The sequence below is a fragment of the Arcobacter lacus genome (genome assembly GCF_003063295.1).
Classification (GTDB): Bacteria; Campylobacterota; Campylobacteria; order Campylobacterales; family Arcobacteraceae; genus Aliarcobacter; species Aliarcobacter lacus.
In genome coordinates, this window is record NZ_MUXF01000001.1 from 99,460 (window position 1) to 121,438 (window position 21,979).

22 protein-coding genes are annotated in these 21,979 nt (G+C 26.6%); 13 read left to right on the forward strand and 9 right to left on the reverse strand.

Going from position 1 to position 21,979, the window contains the following annotated elements; translation table 11 throughout:
- Nucleotides 1-51 precede the first annotated feature (51 nt).
- From pyrH to B0175_RS00615, 6 genes are read left to right on the forward strand one after another with little or no spacing between them, the layout of a single operon-like run.
- A complete protein-coding gene (pyrH, locus tag B0175_RS00590; RefSeq protein WP_108526810.1) occupies nucleotides 52-759 on the forward strand; it encodes a UMP kinase in 708 nt (235 codons plus the stop codon).
- A 22-nt stretch (nucleotides 760-781) separates the two neighbouring features.
- The gene (locus tag B0175_RS00595) at nucleotides 782-1,000 is read left to right on the forward strand and encodes a DNA-directed RNA polymerase subunit omega (RefSeq protein WP_108526811.1); all 219 of its coding nucleotides are present in this window, start codon (nucleotides 782-784) and stop codon (nucleotides 998-1,000) included.
- A 33-nt stretch (nucleotides 1,001-1,033) separates the two neighbouring features.
- Complete coding sequence (locus tag B0175_RS00600; protein WP_108526812.1) at nucleotides 1,034-3,178, forward strand: RelA/SpoT family protein; 2,145 nt, start codon at nucleotides 1,034-1,036, stop codon at nucleotides 3,176-3,178.
- 18 nt (nucleotides 3,179-3,196) lie between these two features.
- Entirely contained in the window at nucleotides 3,197-4,405 is a 1,209-nt protein-coding gene (gene tyrS / locus B0175_RS00605) for a tyrosine--tRNA ligase (RefSeq protein WP_108526813.1), read from the forward strand.
- Nucleotides 4,406-4,417: 12 nt separating this feature from the next.
- On the forward strand, nucleotides 4,418-5,497 hold the full coding sequence (locus B0175_RS00610; RefSeq protein ID WP_108526814.1) for a nitronate monooxygenase: 1,080 nt from the start codon (nucleotides 4,418-4,420) through the stop codon (nucleotides 5,495-5,497).
- A 4-nt stretch (nucleotides 5,498-5,501) separates the two neighbouring features.
- The gene (locus tag B0175_RS00615; protein WP_108526815.1) at nucleotides 5,502-6,941 is read left to right on the forward strand and encodes an N-acetylmuramoyl-L-alanine amidase family protein; all 1,440 of its coding nucleotides are present in this window, start codon (nucleotides 5,502-5,504) and stop codon (nucleotides 6,939-6,941) included.
- Here B0175_RS00615 and B0175_RS00620 read toward each other — a convergent pair.
- Genes B0175_RS00620 through B0175_RS00635 form a run of 4 tightly spaced genes read right to left on the reverse strand, consistent with a single transcriptional unit; the run spans nucleotide 6,904 to nucleotide 9,531 of the window.
- The gene (locus B0175_RS00620) at nucleotides 6,904-7,350 is read right to left on the reverse strand and encodes an NUDIX hydrolase (RefSeq protein ID WP_108526816.1); all 447 of its coding nucleotides are present in this window, start codon (nucleotides 7,348-7,350) and stop codon (nucleotides 6,904-6,906) included. The two genes, B0175_RS00615 and B0175_RS00620, sit on opposite strands and share 38 nt — an antisense overlap.
- 14 nt (nucleotides 7,351-7,364) lie before the next feature.
- Nucleotides 7,365-8,432, reverse strand: a complete 1,068-nt coding sequence (locus tag B0175_RS00625) for an LptF/LptG family permease (RefSeq protein WP_108526817.1) — start codon at nucleotides 8,430-8,432, stop codon at nucleotides 7,365-7,367.
- 2 nt (nucleotides 8,433-8,434) lie between these two features.
- The gene (pth, locus tag B0175_RS00630; RefSeq protein WP_108526818.1) at nucleotides 8,435-8,986 is read right to left on the reverse strand and encodes an aminoacyl-tRNA hydrolase; all 552 of its coding nucleotides are present in this window, start codon (nucleotides 8,984-8,986) and stop codon (nucleotides 8,435-8,437) included.
- A gap of 8 nt (nucleotides 8,987-8,994) precedes the next feature.
- The gene (locus tag B0175_RS00635; RefSeq protein ID WP_108526819.1) at nucleotides 8,995-9,531 is read right to left on the reverse strand and encodes a 50S ribosomal protein L25/general stress protein Ctc; all 537 of its coding nucleotides are present in this window, start codon (nucleotides 9,529-9,531) and stop codon (nucleotides 8,995-8,997) included.
- A 147-nt stretch (nucleotides 9,532-9,678) separates the two neighbouring features.
- Between B0175_RS00635 and folD the strand changes: the two genes are divergently transcribed.
- Genes folD through rpiB form a run of 3 tightly spaced genes read left to right on the forward strand, consistent with a single transcriptional unit; the run spans nucleotide 9,679 to nucleotide 11,773 of the window.
- Nucleotides 9,679-10,542 (forward strand): bifunctional methylenetetrahydrofolate dehydrogenase/methenyltetrahydrofolate cyclohydrolase FolD, encoded by an 864-nt coding sequence (gene folD, locus B0175_RS00640; RefSeq protein ID WP_108526820.1) that lies wholly within the window; start codon nucleotides 9,679-9,681, stop codon nucleotides 10,540-10,542.
- On the forward strand, nucleotides 10,536-11,318 hold the full coding sequence (gene lepB / locus B0175_RS00645; RefSeq protein ID WP_046997179.1) for a signal peptidase I: 783 nt from the start codon (nucleotides 10,536-10,538) through the stop codon (nucleotides 11,316-11,318). The genes folD and lepB overlap by 7 nt, the downstream gene beginning before the upstream one ends.
- Entirely contained in the window at nucleotides 11,318-11,773 is a 456-nt protein-coding gene (gene rpiB / locus B0175_RS00650) for a ribose 5-phosphate isomerase B (protein ID WP_012012410.1), read from the forward strand. Before lepB ends, rpiB begins: the two co-directional genes overlap by 1 nt.
- Nucleotides 11,774-11,782: 9 nt before the next feature.
- Here rpiB and B0175_RS00655 read toward each other — a convergent pair whose 3' ends face one another.
- Nucleotides 11,783-12,196 carry a GNAT family N-acetyltransferase gene (locus B0175_RS00655; protein WP_108526821.1) on the reverse strand — a complete coding sequence of 138 codons (414 nt, stop codon included), beginning with the start codon at nucleotides 12,194-12,196 and terminating at the stop codon, nucleotides 11,783-11,785.
- Nucleotides 12,193-13,173 (reverse strand): DUF2156 domain-containing protein, encoded by a 981-nt coding sequence (locus B0175_RS00660; protein WP_108526822.1) that lies wholly within the window; start codon nucleotides 13,171-13,173, stop codon nucleotides 12,193-12,195. Before B0175_RS00660 ends, B0175_RS00655 begins: the two co-directional genes overlap by 4 nt.
- Before the next feature lie 237 nt (nucleotides 13,174-13,410).
- On the opposite strand from B0175_RS00660, the gene B0175_RS00665 reads away from it, so the two are divergent.
- Nucleotides 13,411-14,640, forward strand: a complete 1,230-nt coding sequence (locus B0175_RS00665; protein ID WP_108526823.1) for an HD domain-containing protein — start codon at nucleotides 13,411-13,413, stop codon at nucleotides 14,638-14,640.
- Nucleotides 14,641-14,659: 19 nt separating this feature from the next.
- Here B0175_RS00665 and B0175_RS11215 read toward each other — a convergent pair whose 3' ends face one another.
- Nucleotides 14,660-14,836: a hypothetical protein gene (locus B0175_RS11215; protein ID WP_210004205.1), complete on the reverse strand. Its 177-nt coding sequence runs from the start codon at nucleotides 14,834-14,836 to the stop codon at nucleotides 14,660-14,662.
- 550 nt (nucleotides 14,837-15,386) lie between these two features.
- Between B0175_RS11215 and B0175_RS00670 the strand changes: the two genes are divergently transcribed.
- Complete coding sequence (locus tag B0175_RS00670; RefSeq protein WP_108526824.1) at nucleotides 15,387-16,484, forward strand: GIY-YIG nuclease family protein; 1,098 nt, start codon at nucleotides 15,387-15,389, stop codon at nucleotides 16,482-16,484.
- A 30-nt stretch (nucleotides 16,485-16,514) separates the two neighbouring features.
- On the opposite strand, the gene B0175_RS00675 is transcribed toward B0175_RS00670, so the two are convergent.
- Together B0175_RS00675 and B0175_RS00680 are read right to left on the reverse strand one after the other, a co-directional pair.
- Complete coding sequence (locus tag B0175_RS00675) at nucleotides 16,515-18,656, reverse strand: TonB-dependent copper receptor (protein WP_228156045.1); 2,142 nt, start codon at nucleotides 18,654-18,656, stop codon at nucleotides 16,515-16,517.
- A gap of 117 nt (nucleotides 18,657-18,773) precedes the next feature.
- A complete protein-coding gene (locus B0175_RS00680) occupies nucleotides 18,774-20,756 on the reverse strand; it encodes a TonB-dependent receptor (RefSeq protein ID WP_108526826.1) in 1,983 nt (660 codons plus the stop codon).
- A 154-nt stretch (nucleotides 20,757-20,910) separates the two neighbouring features.
- On the opposite strand from B0175_RS00680, the gene B0175_RS00685 reads away from it, so the two are divergent.
- On the forward strand, nucleotides 20,911-21,321 hold the full coding sequence (locus B0175_RS00685; RefSeq protein ID WP_108526827.1) for a hypothetical protein: 411 nt from the start codon (nucleotides 20,911-20,913) through the stop codon (nucleotides 21,319-21,321).
- Nucleotide 21,322: 1 nt separating this feature from the next.
- Nucleotides 21,323-21,967: an endonuclease III gene (gene nth / locus B0175_RS00690; protein ID WP_108526828.1), complete on the forward strand. Its 645-nt coding sequence runs from the start codon at nucleotides 21,323-21,325 to the stop codon at nucleotides 21,965-21,967.
- The last annotated feature ends 12 nt before the right edge of the window (nucleotides 21,968-21,979 follow it).

A 21,979-nucleotide genomic window follows, 5' to 3' on the forward strand; every position in this document is an offset into this window, starting at 1 on the left:
TGTTAATACTTTTTTAGATAAAATCCAAAAATTATTGAAGGAAAAAAGTAGATGAACAAACGAGTACTTGTTAAATTTTCTGGTGAGGCATTGGCTGGTGCAGAGGGTTATGGTATTGATACAAAAATATTAGATTATATAGCTGAAGAGATAAAAAGTTTAGTTGAAAATGGTATTGAAGTTGCCATTGTTATCGGTGGAGGAAATATAATCAGAGGTGTTACTGCTGCTGCTGATGGTGTTATAAAAAGAACAAGTGCAGATTACATGGGAATGCTTGGAACTGTAATAAACGGTGTTGCTATGCAAGAAGCTTTAGAATATAAAGGTCTTAGTGCAAGATTACAAACTGCCATAAAAATGGAGCAAATTGCTGAACCATTTATTGTAAGAAAAGCAATGAGACACTTTGAAAAAGGAAGAGTTGTAATATTTGGAGCAGGAACTGGAAATCCTTATTTCACAACAGATACTGGTGCAACTTTAAGAGCAACAGAAATTGGTGCATCTATGCTTATAAAAGCTACGAAAGTAAATGGAGTTTATGATAAAGACCCAATGAAATATCCTGATGCACAAAAACTTGATACTTTATCTTATGATAGAGCATTAGAAGATCAAATTAAAGTTATGGATGATACTGCAATTGCTTTGGCAAAAGACAATAAACTTCCAATAGCTGTTACAAACATGAATGAAAAAGGTAATCTTTTACGAATTGTAAAAGGTGATTATAGTAAGTGTTCTATAGTAAAATAGATATTTAATTAAAGGAAAAATTATGATTAGATTAGAAGAAAGAATTTCAAAAGCTTTAAAACAAGTTGATAATGATAGATATGTTTTAGCAATTGCTGTAGGTCAAAGAGCAGATGAATTAAGTAAAGGTGCAAAACCACTTTTAGAGCAAAACACTCAAAAAATGAAATATACAGATATCGCAATAGATGAAATTGCTGCTGGTCTTTTAAAAATTGAAGGTTTAGTTGATAAAAAATAAATTTGCTAATTTAATATTTTTATCTGAAAATTTATGAATCAATTTTTTAAAGAAATTCAACATATAAACAGTGTTGAAGATGCTATAAACAAATTAAAAACTCTGATTGATATTTCACCAAAACTTTATGAAATAATAAATTTTATAATAGAAGCACATGAAGGTCAATTTAGAAAAAGTGGTGAACCTTATTGTGTTCATCCAATATTGGTTGCCTGTGTAACTGCTAGTTTTTCAAAAGATGAAGCAGTTATTGCAACTGCTCTACTTCATGATGTCGTAGAAGATACTGCTTATACTTTGGATTTTGTAAAAGATAAATGGGGTAGCGATATAGCTCACATGGTTGATGGTCTTACAAAAATTGTTGAGATACGTGAACATGAATTTATAACTCCAAAAGATGCAAGTAACTCAAAAATCATCTCTTCAGCTTTAACTTTTAGAAAAATGTTAATTGCATCTATTGATGATGCAAGAGTTTTAATAGTAAAACTTTGTGATAGACTTCATAATATGCTAACTCTTAGTGTTTTACCAGATCATAAACAAAGAAGAATAGCAGAAGAAACTCTAGTAGTTTATGTTCCTATTGCAAATAGATTAGGAATTTCAACTTTAAAAAATGAACTTGAAGATTTAGCATTTTTTTATATTTATCCTGATGAATACAAAAAAATTGATGATTTTTTAAAGCAACATGAACACTCTATGCAACTTAGCTTTAATAATTTTATAGCAACAACAAAAAATCTTTTAGAAAAAAATGGATTTGAAGCAGACAAAATAAAAATTTACTCAAGAATAAAACACCATTACTCAATTTATTTAAAAATGCAAAGAAAAGGTATTTCTATTGATGAAGTTTTAGACCTTTTTGCTATTAGGATTTTAGTTGAAACTCCAATAGATTGTTATAAAGTTTTAGGATTTATCCATCTTGAATTTAAACCCTTAGTTTCAAGATTTAAAGATTATATTGCAACACCAAAAGAAAATGGTTATCAAACAATTCATACAACAGTGTTTTACAACTCTAAAATTTATGAGATACAAATTCGTTCATTTGAGATGAATAGTGTTGCAGAATATGGAATTGCTGCTCATTGGCAATATAAATCTGGAGTGAAAAACTCAACAAATCTTAATTGGTTAAAATCATTAGAATTTTCAAATGAAAATATTGAAGAGTTTTACGCTGATGCAAAAGAAAATTTATTTAATGATGAAATAATAGTATATTCACCAAAAGGTGAAGTTTTTATCCTTCCTGTTGGTTCAACTGCTTATGACTTTGCTTTTGCAGTACATACAAATATTGGGAAAAAAGCTATTTCTTGTTATATAAATAAAATCAAAAAACCTTTATTAACTGTTTTAAAAAGTACAGATATTGTGCATATTGAGCTTGGAGAAGAAGTAGTTGTAAGATGTTCTTGGATGGAAATGGTAAAAACTTCAAGAGCAAAAAAACAAATAAAAATACTTTGTACTCAAAGACAAAAAGAGATAGATGAATTATCAGGAAAAAATATCATAAATACTGTTTTTTCAAGATATTATGAAAGTATTACTGATGTTTATCCAGTTGGAACTTTATATAAAGTTCCAACTGTTTTAAGCTTTTTTAAACACACAAAATTATTGCTTGAAAAAAAGATAGCAAAAGATAAAGGTTTAATGGCTAGATTTAAAATTTTAACTAGTAAAATAAAAGAGTTTAAATTTGACAATATGCTAATATACTCTAATTTCAGTATAAATTCTGTATCATTTGACCATTGTTGTCATCCAAAATTTGGAGATGATATTGTTGCATTTAGAAATGGTCATGAGGCCATTATTCATCATAAAATGTGCGATAAAGCTTACAATAGAATAAAAACAAATCAACAAATGCTCTTTTGTACTTGGACTAAAAATAGTGTTTATCAGTATAAAATGCTGATAAGTATTCCAAATACAAGAGGAGAATTGGCAAGAATTTTCACATATCTTTCTCAAAATGAATTCTATATTTTAGTAGTATCATTCGGAAGACAAAAACATACATATATTCAATACTGTGAAATAGAGTTTGAAACAAATAAATCAAATATTGATGAAGTAAGAAAAATCGTAGAAAAAAGAGTGAAAGTTATAGAATTCTTTTCAAAAAAAGATGCTTATAATAAATAATTTAAAGGTTAAAATATAATGGATAATAGAGTTTTAGAAGCATTAAATGAGATAAAAAGGGGAGTTGCTGAAATCATTGATTTTGAAGCAATAGAAAAATTAATAAAAAGATATTTTGAAACTGGTGAAAATTTTTATGTAAAAGCAGGATTCGATCCAACTGCACCAGATATTCATTTAGGACATACAGTTTTAATTCAAAAACTTGCACTTTTTCAAAAATTTGGTGGAATTGTACAATTTTTGATTGGTGATTTTACTGCAACTATTGGTGATCCAACAGGAAAAAGTGAAACTAGAAAAGTATTAAGTAGAGAACAAGTTTTAAATAATGCAGAAACTTATAAACAACAAGTATTTAAAATTTTAGATGAAAATAAAACACAAGTAGTATTTAATAGCTCTTGGTTAAATGAGTTAGGAACTGCTGGACTTATAGCTTTAGCTTCAAATTTAACAGTTGCTAGAATGTTAGAACGAGATGATTTTTCAAAAAGATATAGTTCAAATACTCCAATAGCAGTAAGTGAATTTTTATATCCATTACTTCAAGGGTATGATTCAATTGCATTAAATTCAGATGTTGAGTTAGGTGGAACAGACCAAAAATTCAACTTATTAATGGGAAGAACTTTACAAAAAGCATATAACTCTAAAAAACAACAAGCTGTTTTAATGATGCCAATTTTAGAAGGTTTAGATGGTGTTCAAAAGATGTCTAAATCTTTAGGTAACTATATTGGTGTTACAGATGAACCTTTTGATATGTTTGGAAAGATTTTATCAATTTCTGATGAACTTATGTGGAGATATTTTGAATTATTATCTTCAAAATCTTTAAAAGAGATTGAAGAATTAAAAATTAATGTAGAAAATGGTTCAAAACATCCTAAAAAAGTAAAAGAAGAACTTGCAATGGAAATTGTTGATAGATTTCATGGAGCAGGATTTGGAGAAAAAGCTAAAGATGAATTTGAAAAAGTATTTGCAAAAAAAGATATTCCAACAGAGATAGAAGAGTTTCACTTTGAAAAAGAGATTTGGATTTGTCAGGCTTTAGTTGATTCAAAATTAGTAGATTCAACTTCTCAAGCAAGACGAGATATTAAAGCAAATGCAGTTTCTATAAATCAAGAAAAAATAAGTGATGATAAATTAATTTTAGAAAAAGGTGAATACATTTTACAAAAAGGTAAAAAAAGTTTCGCTAAGATAATAATAAAGTAAGAGAGGCTAATTGTGAAAATAGGAAAATATGAAATAAGGCATCCAATTATTCAAGGTGGAATGGGTGTAGGAATTAGTTGGGATCAGTTAGCTGGAACAGTTAGTTTAGAAGGTGGATTAGGTGTAATTTCTGCTGTTGGTACTGGTTATTATAAAAACTTAAGTGAAAAAGTACATATTACGACAAAAAAAGATAAACCTAAAGATGTAATAAATTTTTATAGTAAAGATGCTTTAAAAGAAATATTTGATAACGCAAGAAAAATTTGTGGAAAACTTCCACTTGCTGCAAATATTCTATACGCAATAAATGATTATGGAAGAGTGGTAAGAGATGCCTGTGAAGCAGGAGCAAATATCATAATTACAGGGGCAGGAATTCCTACAAATATGCCTGAATTTACAAAAGATTTTCCAGATGTTGCATTAGTTCCAATTGTTTCAAGTGCAAGAGCTTTAAAGCTTATTTGCAAAAAATGGCAAAGATATAATAGAATTCCTGATGCAGTAATCGTTGAAGGACCATTAAGTGGTGGGCATCAAGGTTTTAAATATGAAGATTGTTATAAAGAAGAGTTTCAATTAGAAAACATTGTTCCTCCTGTTATCGAAGAAGCAAAAAATTGGGGGAATATCCCTATAATTGCAGCTGGTGGAGTTTGGGATAAAAAAGATATTGATAAATTTTTAGCTCTTGGTTGTGTTGGTGTTCAAATGGCAACTAGATTTATTGGTACTTTTGAATGTGATGCAGATGCAAACTTTAAAAATGTTTTATTAAATGCAAAAGAAGAAGATATTCAGCTTATGAAATCTCCTGTTGGACTTCCTGCACGAGGAGTTAGAACAAATCTACAATTCTCAATAGAAAATCATACTGCACCAAAAGTTCAATGTATTTCTAACTGTGTTGCACCTTGTAATAGAGGACATGAAGCTAAACTTGTTGGTTATTGTATAGCAGATAGATTGGGAGCAGCATACAAAGGTGATGTTGAAACTGGTTTATTTTTCTCTGGTTCAAATGGTTATAAGATTGATAAAATAATTTCTGTAAAAGAATTAATGGAAAAATTAGTTAAGGGAGAGTAAAGGTTTGAGATTTCTTTTTCTCCTAATATTTTCTTTTACTCTGCTTTTCTCAGCAACTAATGCTAGTCTTGAACAGCAGTATCGTGATGCAAAAATAGATTTTCTAAAAGCATCACTAAAAGATGATAGCGAAGAAAAAATCAAAGAACTACAAAAAATCATTGATTTAGGTAAAAAATTAAAAAAAGATACTCGTCCTGATGAAAAAAAACTTGAAGTACTAAAATCTAAACAGTTAGGTAAACCTATTACAAAAAATAGTACTAAATCAAATCAAAGTACACAAACAAAAGCTCAAAATAAAAAAGATTCACAAAATGTTTTATACGCTATAAAATCTGTTTATACAGAAAATAATACAGTTGTAATTGATTTTAATGTTGATATTAGCCAAAATGATGTTAAATATTTTAAACTAAATCCTACACCATTGTACAGGGATGTTTTTGATATAAGTGGATATTTTAAAGATGCTGTTAATACAAAATTGTCTTTAGATAATATTGATACCATTATTGTAGGACAAAATCAACCAAATGTTTTAAGAATTGTTTTTTCAAATAAAACAAGTCCAAACATAACATATACAATAAGTAAAAGACAAATTATAATAACAGTAAATGATGGAAAAACAACAAAAAAACAGGCAAAACAAGAGATAAAAAGTGAGCCTAAACAAACTTCAACTCAAAATAAAACAACTTCAAAACAAACACAAGTAAGTACAGTTACTCCTCCAAAAGTTACAACACCAAAAAATAGTATAAATAAGACTATAGTTATAGATGCTGGCCATGGTGGTGATGATGTTGGTGCAGTAGGACCAAATAAAAGATATGAAAAAGTTATAAATTTAAATGTAGCAAAATATTTAGAATCAATTTTAAAACAAAGAGGTTATAAAGTATATCTTACAAGAAGTACGGATGTTTTTATTAAAGTTATGGATAGAACAGTTTTAGCAAATGAAAAAAATGCAGACCTTTTCATCTCTATTCACACAAACTCAATGCCAAAAGAAAAAGCGAATAGCACAAGTGGTATTGAAACATTTTTCCTAAGTCCTGCTAGAAGTGAAAGAGCAAAAAAAGTTGCTGCTTTAGAAAATAAAGATGATATTAGAGAGATGAATGAATCATCAAAAAGTGCATTTTTAGAAAGTCTTAATCGTCCAAGAATAACAGCTTCACATAAATTTGCTATAGATGTTCAATCTGGTTTATTACAAGCAGCTAGAACAAAATACAAAGATGTAAATGATTCAGGAGTGAAAGAAGGACCTTTTTGGGTTTTAGTTGGAGCTCAAATGCCATCAATTTTAATAGAAGTTGGATTTATTTCTCATGCAGAAGAGAGTAGAAGACTTTATGAAAAAGACTATCAACAACTTTTAGCAAATGGTATTGCTAATGGTGTAGATTCTTACTTTTCAAAAAATCCTTAATTTCTGTTATTAACTCTTCTTGTTTCTTTTTTAATTTAGGAAGATTATCTAAAGAAAAGAATTTTACTTTTGAATTTTCCCAAGATAAATACTGTTCTTTTAATGTATCATTTGCAAAATATTTTTCCATATTTTCTATATTTTTAAAATTTATTAACCAAACACCAACATCTTTATCATCATTTAATTGTTCAAAATACTCTTCAAACAATGCCACGTCAACACTTATAGAACTCTCTTCAAAAAACTCTCTTTTTGCACATTCATATGCTGTTTCATTTTTAGTTTTAGTACCTTTTAAACAGCCCCATCTATCTTTACTTGCTACAGACTTACATAACAGTATTTTTATATCACTTTCATTTACGTAATAAGGAACAACGCCATAAGCTTTAACCAAAGATGCCATACTAATTTAGCCTTTTAAGAATTTATCTTTTTATCATAAAAATATATAGAGAAAACTATCCAAATAAACATAGTCAAAAGCATAGATATTTCAGGAATTATAGTTCCAGAACTTGTAAGTCTGAATATTAAAAAGAAAAATCCCCATACAATCAATGTTCCAAAAATTGAAAAAGATACAAATTTAGCCATATTAAAAAATCTGCTATTTAATGAAGCAAATGAATAGACTAAAATAAGAATAGGAATTACAAAAAATGGAATAACTAATTGATTATATAAAATTGTTCTTATTTTTTGAGTATTTATTCCTTGCTCTTTCAATAAAACTAATGCTGATATTGCATCCATAATAGAAAAATCTGATTTATTTTCATAAACATTATCCAAAATCTTTGGTTTAAATCCATCTAAAGTATGTAAAAATTTTTCATATCTAATATCAAGTTTTGAGCTATTAACATCTATATTTTCAGGTTTATTTATAACTTTTACATCAACAACATACCATTTGTCATTTTGAAAATATGCTTTTTCACCAATAATTGTTTCAACCAAATTTTCATCTTTAACTTTATAAATATGTATATTCTCAGCCTTTTTTTCTAATGGTAATAATTTTTGAAAATATACATAATAGTCATTATATTTTAAAAAAATATCACTTTTTGTATTTGAAAAATATTCATCATTTAATATTTTTCTTTTTTGTTCATAAGAGTAAGCCAAAGGAGTCATTTGTAAAAAAATCAAAACTACCAATAAAGATATTGAAATAGTAACTACTGGCATAAAAATATTTTTTCTTGTTGCACCAAGCGCATTAAAAGCTACAAATTCATTATTTTTAATAAATAAAACTAAAGTAATAATCCAACCAAAAACTATTGATAAAGGTAAAGCTAAAGTTAAAGTAAAAAAACTATTATATAAAATATAAAGTAACTGTAAGTTTGCAGAAGCGGGAATATTTTTAAAATTTTGTAAATAATCTATTCCTACAAAAAAAAGTTCTAATGAAATTAAAACTATTATAAAGTTAATTAAATATTTTTTTAAAATGTACTTGCTTAATATACTCATGATTACTTCAATGTGAATTTAGATTTTACTTCATCAATGTCAGCAGTTTTAAGTACTTCAATTGCATTTATAGTATGTTTTATTATATCTTCTAATTTATTTAACTCTTCTTTTGAAAAATCACTTAATACAAAATTTGCAACATCATCTTTATTTTGTGGCTTTCCAATACCAATTCTTACACGAATATAATCTTTTCCAATGTGAGAATCTAAAGATTTTAAACCATTATGTCCACCATGACCACCACCAATTTTGAACTTAACTGTTCCAAATGGTAAATCTAAATCATCATGAATTACAATAATATTTTCTAAATCAATTTTATAATACTCTTTTATACTATGAACTGCAACACCAGAATTATTCATATATGTTGTTGGTTTTGCAAAAAGGTTATAACCAGATTTAAGTAATGTTGATTGAAAGTTTGAATTATTTACGTTTGAAGTTTGTAAGTTCTTAGTCATCTCATCGACAACTAAAAAACCTACATTATGTCTTGTATATTGATATTTTTCACCAATATTTCCAAGACCAACAATTAAATACATAGTTTTAATTATTTAGCTTTAATAACACCAACAACTGGTACTCTTGGGTCTAAATAACAATCTACATTTGCAGGGAATTGAATATCTCTAATTAAAATATTGTCACCTGTATCTAAATTTGTAACATCTAAAACTATTTCATTTGGTAAATTTTCAATAGTTGATTTTACAGGAATTCTTCTTGTATGAACCATTAAAAGACCTTTATTTTTAAGACCTTTTGCAGTTCCAACAGCTTTAACTGGAATAGCATAAGAAGTTTTAACTCCAGCTTGTGCAACCATTAAATCAACGTGTAATAACTCTGAAGTTAATGGACATTTTTGATACTCTTTTACTACAACTTTTAATACATTTCCACCTAATTTAACATCAAATGCTAAAGTTTCTTTGTTTCTTAAAAATTTGATAAACTCATTTCTTTTGAATGCTGCAGCAACGTTTTCTAAACCTTTACCATAGATATTTGCAATTAAATATCCTTCTCTTCTTAAAGTTTTAGTAGCTTGTTTTGTCATACTATCTCTGATGATACCCTCTAACATAACGATTCCTTTGTTTTAATTTTAAATTGAGTCGGGATTATATTTAATTTTAACTAAATATTTGTTGAAGTTTTTATTTAACTATTGATTAATCCAAATTTAGATATTATATAAGTCTCAATTAATCAAAAATATAAGGTAAATCCAATGACATTATTAGATGGAAAAGCATTATCTGAAAAAATCAAAGAAGAAGTAAAATTAGAAGTTGAACAAATAGTAAAAGAAAAAGAGATAACTCCAGGACTTGCAGTTATTTTGGTAGGAAATGATCCAGCAAGTGCAACTTATGTGGCAAGCAAAGCAAAATCATGTGAAAATGCTGGTATTTACTCAGTAGTTCATAAAATGCCAGAAACTATTTCTCAAGAAGAACTTCTTGAAACAATAGCTATGATGAATAAAAATCCAAAACTTGATGGTATTTTAGTTCAGTTACCACTTCCAAAACAAATCGATACAACTGTTGTTTTAGAAGCTATTGATCCATTAAAAGATGTTGATGGATTTCATCCATACAATGTAGGAAGAATGGTTTCAAATCTTGATGCATTTTTACCTGCAACTCCATTTGGTGTTATGAGAATGTTCGAAGAATATGGTATAGAACTTAGTGGAAAAAATGTAGTTGTTATTGGAAGTAGCGATATTGTTGGAAAACCAATGGCTTCACTTTTAATAAACGCAAAAGCAACAGTTACAGTATGTAATAGTAGAACAAAAGATTTAAAAGCTCATACATTAGCAGCTGATATAGTTGTAATTGCTGTTGGTGTTCCGTTCCTTTTAAAAGAAGATATGGTAAAAGATGGTGCGATTGTAATTGATGTGGGAATTAATAGGTTAGAAACTGGTAAATTAGTTGGAGATGCTGATTTTGAAGGATTAAAAAACAAATGTTCTTTTTTAACTCCAGTTCCAGGTGGTGTTGGTCCAATGACAATAGCAATGCTTTTAAAAAATACAATAAAAGCTTCTAAATTAAGAGAAAAAAGAGAAAATAGATGTTAAAAAAAGTTTATAGCTGGTCATCTTCTTGGACTGGTACAATAGTAATTGTTCTTGCAATTATCTTCTTTATTGCACAAGCATTTGTAATTCCTAGTGGAAGTATGAAAAATACGCTTTTAGTTGGAGATATGCTTTTTGTAAAAAAATTTTCTTATGGAATACCAACACCAAGAATTCCTTGGTTAGAAGTTAAAGTTCTTCCAGATTTTAATGACAATGGACATTTAATAGAAGGAGAAAGACCAAAACGTGGAGATATCGTAGTATTTAGATATCCTCATAATGAGTCAATTCACTATGTAAAAAGAGCAGTTGCAACTGGTGGAGATATTGTTGCACTTAAAGATAAACACTTATATTTACATCCTAAAGAGGGAAATGAGTTTGTAAAAGCGAATTATCCTGCTGAAAATATTGTAGAAATTGATGATAAACTTTGGGTTGTTGATCCATATAAAAAAGAGCATCCAGGAATTCACACAGATCCAAGTGTTACAAACAATGGATATAACCCAAAAGAGTTATTTAATATGCATCCAATTGTTATTCCAGAAGATGAAACATTTATGATGGGTGATAATAGAGATCACTCAAATGATTCAAGATTTTGGGGAACAGTTCCATATAAATATATAGTTGGAAAACCTTGGTTTATCTATTTTTCATGGGATGATGATTATAAAATTAGATGGGATAGAGTATTCAAATCTGTTGATAGTCTAGAAAAAAATATTGATGCAAATACTCAAATTAATCATGAAGAAGGAATCTACTAATGAAATATTTCATAGGTGCAGATCATGCAGGAATTGAGATTAAAGCTTTTGTAAAAGATTTGTTTGAGCAAAGAGGACATCAAGTAGAAGATTTAGGACCATTTAATAAAGATAGAGTTGATTATCCAGATTATGCGTCAAAAGTTTGTAAAAAAGTTCTTGAAAATGAAGGAACTATGGGAATTCTGATTTGCGGTTCAGGTTTGGGAATGAGTATGGCTGCAAATAAATTTGATGGGATAAGAGCAGCACTTTGCCACAATGAATATAGTGCAAGAATGGCTAGAAAACACAATGATGCAAATGTTATTTGCTTAGGTGAAAGAGTAAGTGGCGAAGGTATGATTGAAGCTATTATAAAAGCTTGGGATAAAGCAGAATTTGAAGGTGGAAGACACGAAGGTCGAGTTGCTAAAATAAATGCTTTAGGAAAAATGGGAAGTTGTAGAGCATAATTTTATGCTCTACTTTATCATCAAATATCCATCACTATCTTCGTAATAATCTTTTAAAACTTTTTTTATTTTAAATTGATATTTTTCATATAATTTTATTGCTTTTATATTTTTTGTTTTTACCTCTAAAGAAAATTTCTTATTTTTTAATTTTTCAAAACTATATTCAAGTAATTTTGATGCAATTCCTAAACCCTGAAAATTTATATCAATAGCTAAAGAATAAAGTCTAAAATATTCTTTTCTTTCTAACCATAAAATATACCCAACAATTTTTTCATCTTTTTCAAATATATATAAACTGTTTTTTAAAATATGATATCTAAAAGCACTTTTTGTTAATGCAAATGGATCATTTTGAAAAACTTTTTTTTCTAAATCATATAAATCTTTTAGATTTTCTTTTTTTGCTTTTTTTATCATTTTTGGTAAATTACATATTTAGGAACAATTTTTTTAGGTCGATATGACATTTTTACTTTTTTAAGATTTTCAAATCCCATATCATCACCAACATTTATATATTCAACACTATATTTATCTTTTAATATTTTTGTAAATTCTCTAAAAATAAATTGAGCGCAACCTAAAACCTCAAAATCTGTTTTTTCTATAATTATGCTCGCCGTTGTTTCATTTATTTTTTCCCCAACGGTAAACCCTTTTATCTCATCATCAATATAAATTACTAAACCAATAACATCTAAGCTATCATAATTGTTTATCAATCTTTTTACTGCAAATCTTTCATAATAAATTCCATCCATAAAAGTCTCAATTTCTTCTTTTGGCATATAAGTTGTTCTATCTTTTACCCATTTATTAAAAAGTGCTAAAACTTCTTTTCCATGTTTTTCTTTATCAAAAATTTCTAATCTATGATTTGGATAAACTTTTCTAAATCTATTTATTTCATTTCTTTTTGATTTATATGAATCACCTTTTAAATCTATTAAATCCTCTACTTTATAAATATAATCTACAAGCTTTTTTTCAACAATAAAATCTTTTAACATTTCATAAACTAAAGTACCCTCTTCCAAATAATCAACAAAACCTTCAAGTAATTCTTCATGAACATACTCAATTTTTGAATAATTTCTATTGCTATTGTGTTCATTCATTATTTCAAAACATTTAATCATAGCTTCATAAGTATTCTCTTTTTTACCAATTGGGGGAAGTAACATAGTTAAAGTTCCCGAATTTAAAATAAATAAACAAAAAGTATCATTTACAATCGTATAAAATCCAGTTGCAGTTGATAACCAAATATAATTGCCAGCAAAAGTGTAATCACTTAAATCAACATTTATTAATTTTAAATATTTATTCATTTTATCTTTTGCGCCTAAATCAAAAATTTCCAAAGTATAATTATTTATTGTCAAAGTTGACATTTTCTTTTGTCCTTAAAAAAAATTTGAGAATTATACTCCTAATTTTTTCTTTTGTATCAAATTAGCAAATAATTTTTTATAAGTGCCTATTTATCAATATTATGAGATAATCAAAACAAATTTAAAAGGCATATTTATGAGTGATTGGCAAGTATATTTAATGATGTTTGTTATTGTAGGATTAATGCTACTTGGTAAAAAAATGATGTTTTTTGATGACAATAAAAAGGATAAAAATTGATAAATCCAAAGATTATAGATTATATTTTTTCAAGTGCTTCTATTCAAAGATGGAATGACTATCCAAGAATGGTAGATTTAGTAGAGCTTGATAAACAAGCTCATAAATTTATCATCGCATATTTTATAGCAAAATTTGAAAATGATATAAATTTTACACACTTAATAGAAGCTGGTATTTTTGAGTTTTTAAGACGAGTAGTTGTAACTGATATAAGACCAGATGTTTTTAGAAAAGCTTTACAAAAAAAATCAAAAGAGATAAATTCGTGGGTTATTTCAAAATTAAAACCATCAATTGAAACTATTGACAATGGTGTGTTTTTACAAAAATTTGAAGAGTTTTTAAACAATCCTGAAATTTACAAAAAAGAGAGATTTATATTAAAAGCAGCTTCATATCTTGCTACAAAATGGGAATTTTCAATAGTTTATCAAACAAGTCAATTTTTAAGTGATATTGAAGATGTAAAAAAAAGTGTAGATGAAGAACTTGAAGATTATTATGAATTAATTGCTGTTAGAAAAATAGCTTTAAATAAAAAACTATCAAAAATTGTAGATTTAAGTGGAAGATTAAGATTCCAAAAAAGATGGGCACAAACTCCAAGGATTCCTGAAACTTCAGTTTTAGGACATATGTTAACAGTTGCTATCTTTTCATATTTTTTTAGTCTTGAAGTAAAAGCTTGTGATAAAAGACTACAAAACAACTTCTTTACAGCTTTATTTCACGATTTACCTGAAGCTTTAACAAGAGATATAATAAGTCCTGTAAAATACAGCGTTGATGAGTTATCTGAGATTATTGCTGAATATGAAGTTGAAAAAATAGAAGATGCTATTTTGCCAAATATCCCTGAAAATATAAGAGATGAATTTTCATATATTCTAGGTATTTATGATGGAATAAAAGAAGAATTCGCAAATAAAATAAAAATTGATGGGAAAATAGAAATAGTTGATGATATTTCAAAATATAATATCGATAAATATGAAGCAATTGACGGTCTTGCATTAAAACAATGTGATAAACTTTCTGCTTTTGTAGAAGCTAGTTTATCTATCTCTCATGGAATAAAATCAAAAGAATTAATAAGTGGTAAAAAAGAGATTTTAAAAAGCCTAAAAGAAGTTCAAGGAGTCGATTTTAAAGCTATTGCCAGTTCAATAGATAATGAATTTGGAACAACAGGACAAACTCAAGTTAGAATGGATTTTGAATAAGGTAAAAACAAATTAGTTTTTACTTTATCTTTTTATCCAAATTATCTTGTATTTTTCTTCTAATTTCATGTAGATGAGCCATAACATCTTTCAAAACTCTTTTTTTTAAAAAATATTCATCTTTATTTTTATGTTTATCACATTCTTTTTCTATATTTTTTATACTTATAATCAACAAATTATAAATATTATCCATTTTTTGTTCCTTGTGTAATATATTTCAGTACAATAAAATTATTTATTTAATTCTTTTCATTTTATATTTATAATTATAAATATGAATATTTACACTATAATAAAGAAAAATAAGAATTTATTTATTCATAATAATAATTATATGCATCATGTTATAAAAATTATTATTTATTTCGAAGTTAGTATATTATTTAAATAAAGCTTATTTTATGGTAAATATGAGAAATATATATTAATTATTTTATATTTTACATAATTTATATTTTAAAGATATATTTATAAGAACTAAAATAAATAATATAAGTATCTCAAATAAGAATATTTGTATTTAGCTTAAAAATAACCATTTAATATAAATTATTTATTAATATTTATTGTTTATTGTATATTTTCATTATCAATATTATTTATTATTTACTACTTTCATTTATTTATATAAAGATACCATTTAAAAATTATTTTCTTAAGCTTATTTAATATGTTTTTAGATAGGATTCCATTCTTATGTTTATTAATTACTTTAAATCACCTATTTTTTATCAGAACAAAAAATGAAAAAAATTCCATTTTATTTACTTACAAATAAACTTTATACAATGAGTTTAAAAAATTATTTAAATTATTTAAAAAAAGATATTTTATCTAGCAGTTGGTTTAAAGAGAATTGTAAAAATAAGAATATTAGAGTAAAAGTTTTATCAAAAGACTATTTCTCTCAAGAACCAAAAAATTGTTATTTTATATACAATAAAGAAAAAATATATTTTTATAAACTCTTTTTACTAAAGTTTGAATATCAAGAAACAATCAAAAACAATTATCACCTAAAGCTATTAAATATAAATATAAAACATGAAACTTTATTTAATTTAGCAACATTGTTATTTTCATCACAAAAATTATTTTTAGACACAGGTCACTATCCAAATATAATTTTTTTAGATAGAAAGATATTTATAAAATCTTATATAAAAGAATATAATTCTTACTTAGATTTATCTATTTTATCAAAGATTTTAAACAATATAAATTATGCACAAGATAGTTATATTTATAAATTAAATCATCTATTTCCTAAAAAAACTTTTATTTATTCTGTTTATATAAAAATCTTATTAAATTCAAAAAAAGTTTTAGAAAATGATTTAGAAATATCAAAACTATTATTTGAATTGTATAATATAAAAATATCAAGACGAACTGTTTGTGATATCAGAAATAAATATTTAATTCCCAGAATAAAAAGAAATGAAGAAAAAAAACTAACATTAAACTTCAATAATTTTAATAATAAAAGAAAGATTTTGAATAAAGAAAATATTTCAACTTTAGAAAATAATTTAAAAGGTGTTTATGAACTATCATCTAATGAAAAAAATTTTTATCCATTTGCAGAAAATAAAGTCATTTATATTGGTTCATCAAATAATTTAAAAAAAAGATTAAAAACATATACTTCAAAAACCGCACATACAAATAATATTAAAAATTTTATAAAAGAAAATGAAAAAATATACTTCAGAATAATAAAAACTTTCGATTATCAAGAGTACGAAAAAGAGTTAATAGATAGATTTATAAATATTTATGGTGATTTACCAAGATTAAATACACAGAGAATTTTAAAAGAGTTTATTCCAGAAAACTAACTATTTTTAGTTTATCTGGAATAATAAAATTTAAAATTTAGTTTTTAATTCAAACCAAAAATTTCTCCCTGGTTCATATATTCTCTCTTGAGCCATAAAAGTTGTAGCACTTGAAACATCTGAATTACTTAAGTGTTCCATATATGCTTTGTCAAATAAGTTATCAACTCCAAAATTAAGTGAAACATTTTTATTATATTTATATCCACCATTTATAGAGAAGATTGAAGCACCTGGAGTTTCACCTTTGTCAACACCATTCATAACTATACTTCCAGCTCCAATATCATATCTATCTTGTTTTGAAATAAATCTTGCAAGAATTCCAGCTGAATATTTTCCATTATCATACATAGCAGATATTTTACCTTCAAGAGGTGGTTGTTGTGCTAAAGGTTTATCCTCTGTATCATTTCTTCCAACAACATGTGTTAATGATCCTATAATTTTATAATCACTTGTTATTTGGTAACTTGCACTTAATTCTCCACCATAGATAGTTGCATCAATATTATAAACTGATGTATAAGATGTTGTTCCCATACCATATGGAACAGTCATTGTATTTCCATTTTCATCAAACCATCTATTTAAAATATAGTCATCAACTTTACTATAAAACATAGAAGCTGAAGTTGTTAAATCACCACTTGTCCAACTAGCACCAATATCAATTTGATTTGTTTTTTCAGGTTCTGGAATATCTATTGAAGTTATCGCATTTGGATTTGCTTTATTTGAATTATTTATACCTTCAAGGTTATATTTTGTTCTTTCCCAATAATCAGCAAATCTTTCAGAGTGTCCAAATCCGATATATGTTTTTAAACCATAATCTGGAATATCTTTTTCATATCTTATAAATCCACTTGGCAAAGTATCTTTATCTGTTTGATTATAATTTGGATTGTTGTAAATCAACATTCCAAGTTTTGTTCTTTTATCTGTTACTTCATGTTTATCTAATCTAAGTCCAGCAACAATTCTATTATCTTCATTTATATCAATTGTAGATTCATTAAAAAATCCAACTTGAGAAAAATCAAAATCTGTTTGTCTTGGAGCAGAAAGCATATCACTATCCGCTATTGAAGAAGATGTTTTCATCATAGCACTTCTTGTAGTATGTTCATCTTCTTTAAAATCTATACCAGATACATTTGTCAATAAAAGAGATGGTATCTCAGTAGTAACTTTTAAGTTTCCTCCAATCGTTGTTCTATCTGGATTCATAGCAGAATATGCTTTTTTACCAGTCATGGCACTAATAGGAGCTTCTCTTAATGAATAATTATCCATGATATGATCTACATAGTTTCTATAAACTTGCATTTCAACTTTTTCTACATTTTTTGCAAGATTATATTTTATTACTTTTAATGCTATATTTTCTCTAAGTAATTTTGAAGCATCCATTGTTCTATCAGCGTATTTTGCTTCACCATCACCTTTTGAACCTGAAATTTCAAAAGTAGTATCATCTGTAGGTGTATATCCTAAAGTAAGACTTGTATTCCATCTTGTATATTCTGAATCTACAATATCACCTTTACCATCTTTATAATCATTTGAATGTGAACGAGTTGCAATTAACTGAGCGTATCCTAAAGGTGCTCCTCCACTAATATCAATAAATTGATCACTTCTTCCAAAACTTCCTTGTTTAAAAGAAGAATATATATCATAATCTGGTGTAGAATAATATTTAGGATTTTTTTCAAATTGCACTACACCAGCAGAAAAACCAGAACCTGCTAATACAGTTTGAGGACCTTTTGTAATAACTACACTATCGTAAGATTCAGGGAAAATATATGCAGTAGGAGGATCCATTCTTCCTCCACATCCTCCATATACCTCTTGTCCATCTGAGAATATTCCAAGTTTAGAACCAGACATTCCTCTAAATATTGGATCTCCATCTGTTCCACCTTTTCTTTTAACAGAAAAACCTGGTATATTTTTCAAAAAATCAGCTCCATCACTAGCTGGAATTGGTTGAATTGGATTTTTAGGGTCTGTTATAACTTTTAATGGATTGTCAGATTCAACAATAGAAACAACTTCTATTTTCTCTAAAACTGTAGTCTCTTTTTTTTCAGTAGTTTTCTCTTCTGATAAGAGTAAACTTGTACATAAAGATAAACATAAAATAATCCTCTTTCTATTCACAATAAATTCCTTCACTAAAAATTTAATTTATTTTAGAAAAGAGGTGTTAATTTTCTGTTAATTTATTATTAATTTTTATATTTTTTATTAACTAATCTAATAATTTAAAATATAGCCTTAAAAGCTATATTTTAAATTTACGTATCCATATCTTCCTGGATCATTAAATAAAACTCTATCTCCAGCAACTTCAACATATGTAATATCTTGATAAGTATTTGTAGAGTTGTAAACTTTATCAAATAAATTATCAACTCCTAAAGTTACTTCAAAATGTTTAAACAGTGCTTGAGTATATTTTAAATTTACTACTGCATATCCAGCAAGTTCTTGTTCTTTTGCACTTGCATCATAACTATCCCATCTATCAACAGCAATTACTTCTGCTTTAAATTTAGATTTTGCATATTCATAATTTATTGCAAAATTTGCTTTTAATGGTGGAATTTCTGCTAAATCTTTATCATTTCCTGTATATTTCCCATCTTTTTTACCTTTTAAGTAAGCAACTCCATAATCAAAAGATAAATCTTGCGTTAAATAATAAAATCCACTAACGTCAAATCCATAAATTTTTGCATCAATATTTTCAAATGAACCACTGTTATAAATATAATCTTTTAACTCTGAATAAAATATTTTTGGTTTTATAAAAAAACTTCCAATCGTTTTTTCAAATCCTAAATCTGCTTCATAGTTTTTTGTATCTTCTAAATTCGGATTTGAAGCTGTTGTTTGTTGATAAAGTTCTCTAGCATCTGGAACTCTTGAAGATTTTCCAATACCAGCAAAAACTTTACTTTCATCATCTATATTATATGCACCAAAAACATATCCATTTAAACTTGAATATTTATTATCATCTACATTTGGTCTTTGAGTTTCTATATCTGTATAGTCATATCTAATTCCTGCTTCTAAATCTAAAGCACCAAATGATTTTTCAATTTTTGTAAATACAGCTTTATTTGTTGTATCTGTAGAGTACATACGATTAGTATCGCTTGGCGTAGTTACACCAGTATTTATGTTTGTACTATACATACCTCCTCGCCAATTTCTAACGCTAGTATCAAGTCCAACTGTAACTAAAGAGTCTCCAACATCTAAAGAGTTTTTAACTGTTGTTCCCCAAACAGAAGTTTTTAGATGATTTGTCATATACATATTTCTCATCATAGCATTCGAATTTAAGAAAAAGTTTCTCTCTTTTGTGCTCATAGGATGATCCACTTTTGAATAATAGTAGTCTAAATCAAGCTGTTTTGATAAACTTCCTAATTCTCTAATTGTATATCCTAAAGTATAAATATCACTATCATCATAATCAGCATCCATTGGACCTGCTGGATATAAAATACCATCACTTCTATTTGCTGTATATGATAGTCTTAAATCTTGGTCATCTGTAAGATTAAATTGAAGTTTTGATAAAACACTCTTTTTCTCAAAACCATCTAAGTCTTTATTCGTATATTGTTGTACTTTTGGAACTCCTCTTTTTATTTGTTGTTGTAAGAAGTTATCACCATTTCCATCTTTGTATTGTTCACCTTTTTCAGTTGATGCTGAAATTAAAGCTTTTACAAAATCATTTCCTCCACTGATTGTTGTACTAGCTTTTTTATATCCAAAACTTCCTGCATTTAGATTTATTTCCCCATTAAATCCCTCTTTTGGTTCAACTGTATCAACTTTTACTAATCCACTTAAAGTTCCAAAGTTTTCAACATCATAAGGACCTTCAATAATTTTTACACTCTCTATATTATTTGTAACAATATGAGAAGTTGGTGGATCCATTCTATTTGGACAAGCTCCATAAATTTTTGCACCATCAATTAAAATATTGATATTATCCTTTTTTTGTCCCCTTAAAATAATGTCATTTGCTATACCATTTCTTCTTACAATAGAAATATTAGGAGAATTTTTCATCAAAGCATCAGCTAAATCTGCACTTTTTAATTCTTCATTACTAATATCTTTTATAAGCTCTGAATTTGCTTTTTCAACTACATTTATGTCTTTTAAAGTTGTAGTTTCATTTGCACCCAATATAGCAGTTGCAATAAGAGACAAAGAGATAATTTTTTTCATAAATTTTCCTTCTACGTATAAAATTTATGTAAGTATTGCAAAGAGGTGTTAATTTAGTGTTAAATAGATATAAAAAAATTTCATAAAAGAGCGCCTTTAGAAGCTTTTTACAAAGCTTTGATATAATAAAAATAAATAAAAGAGGAATAAATATATGCAAATTATTATTGGTATTGCTATTTTTATTGTAATTATTACAGTATTAATCTACAAAATAAATGATAGATTTGAAAAAAAAGAATTCATAATTTTTTTACTAATTACTATTTTTACAACTATTGGTTTTATTTGGTATGAAAAATCTCAAGAGAGTTTTTTCCCTAAAATGTTTAAAGTAAAATATGAAAAAGAAAATAATGTTTTAATTGAAGGTTTAGAATATGAACTTTTAAATAATAAGGTTGTTACTTCAAAAGATAAGTTTATTTATAAATTTACATATTTAGTAAAAAAAGATAATAAAGAGTTTTTATGCACAGTTAATAATGTTGAAATAAATAAAATTCAAAAAGAGTTTATCTTTAAAGATTTCAGTAATTTAAAAGAAGAGTGTATAGAAAAATAGAATGAAAAAAGCAACAAAACAAGATATAGAAATAATCAAACTAGCCTTTTTGGAACATTATAGCGAAGCTGTTACAGAGTTAAATTATACAAATGATTATGAGTTATTAATAGCAATTATTTTAAGTGCACAATGTACAGATAAAAGAGTTAATATCATAACTCCAGCCCTATTTGAAAAATATCCAAGTGCAAAAGAGTTAGCAGTTGCCGATTTAGCTGATGTTAAAGAGTTACTAAAAAGTTGCTCTTTTTTCAATAATAAAGCAACAAATATCATAAAAATGGCACAAAGTGTTATGATGAATTATGATGGAAATATTCCCCACAATCAAAAAGAGTTGATGAAACTAGCAGGTGTTGGAAATAAAACAGCAAATGTTTTTATGATTGAGTTTGAGGGAGCAAATGTAATGGCTGTTGATACTCATGTTTTTAGAGTTTCTCATAGATTGGGACTAAGTGATGCTAAAAATGTAACACTAACAGAAGCTGATTTGGTAAAAAAATTAAAAGGTGATTTACATATTTTTCATCAAGCAATGGTTTTATTTGGAAGATATATTTGTAAAGCTGTAAAACCAGAATGTGACAAATGCTATTTCCCACATATTTGTAAAAGTAAAAGTGGCTTTAAACCAGCCTAACTTTTACTTTTT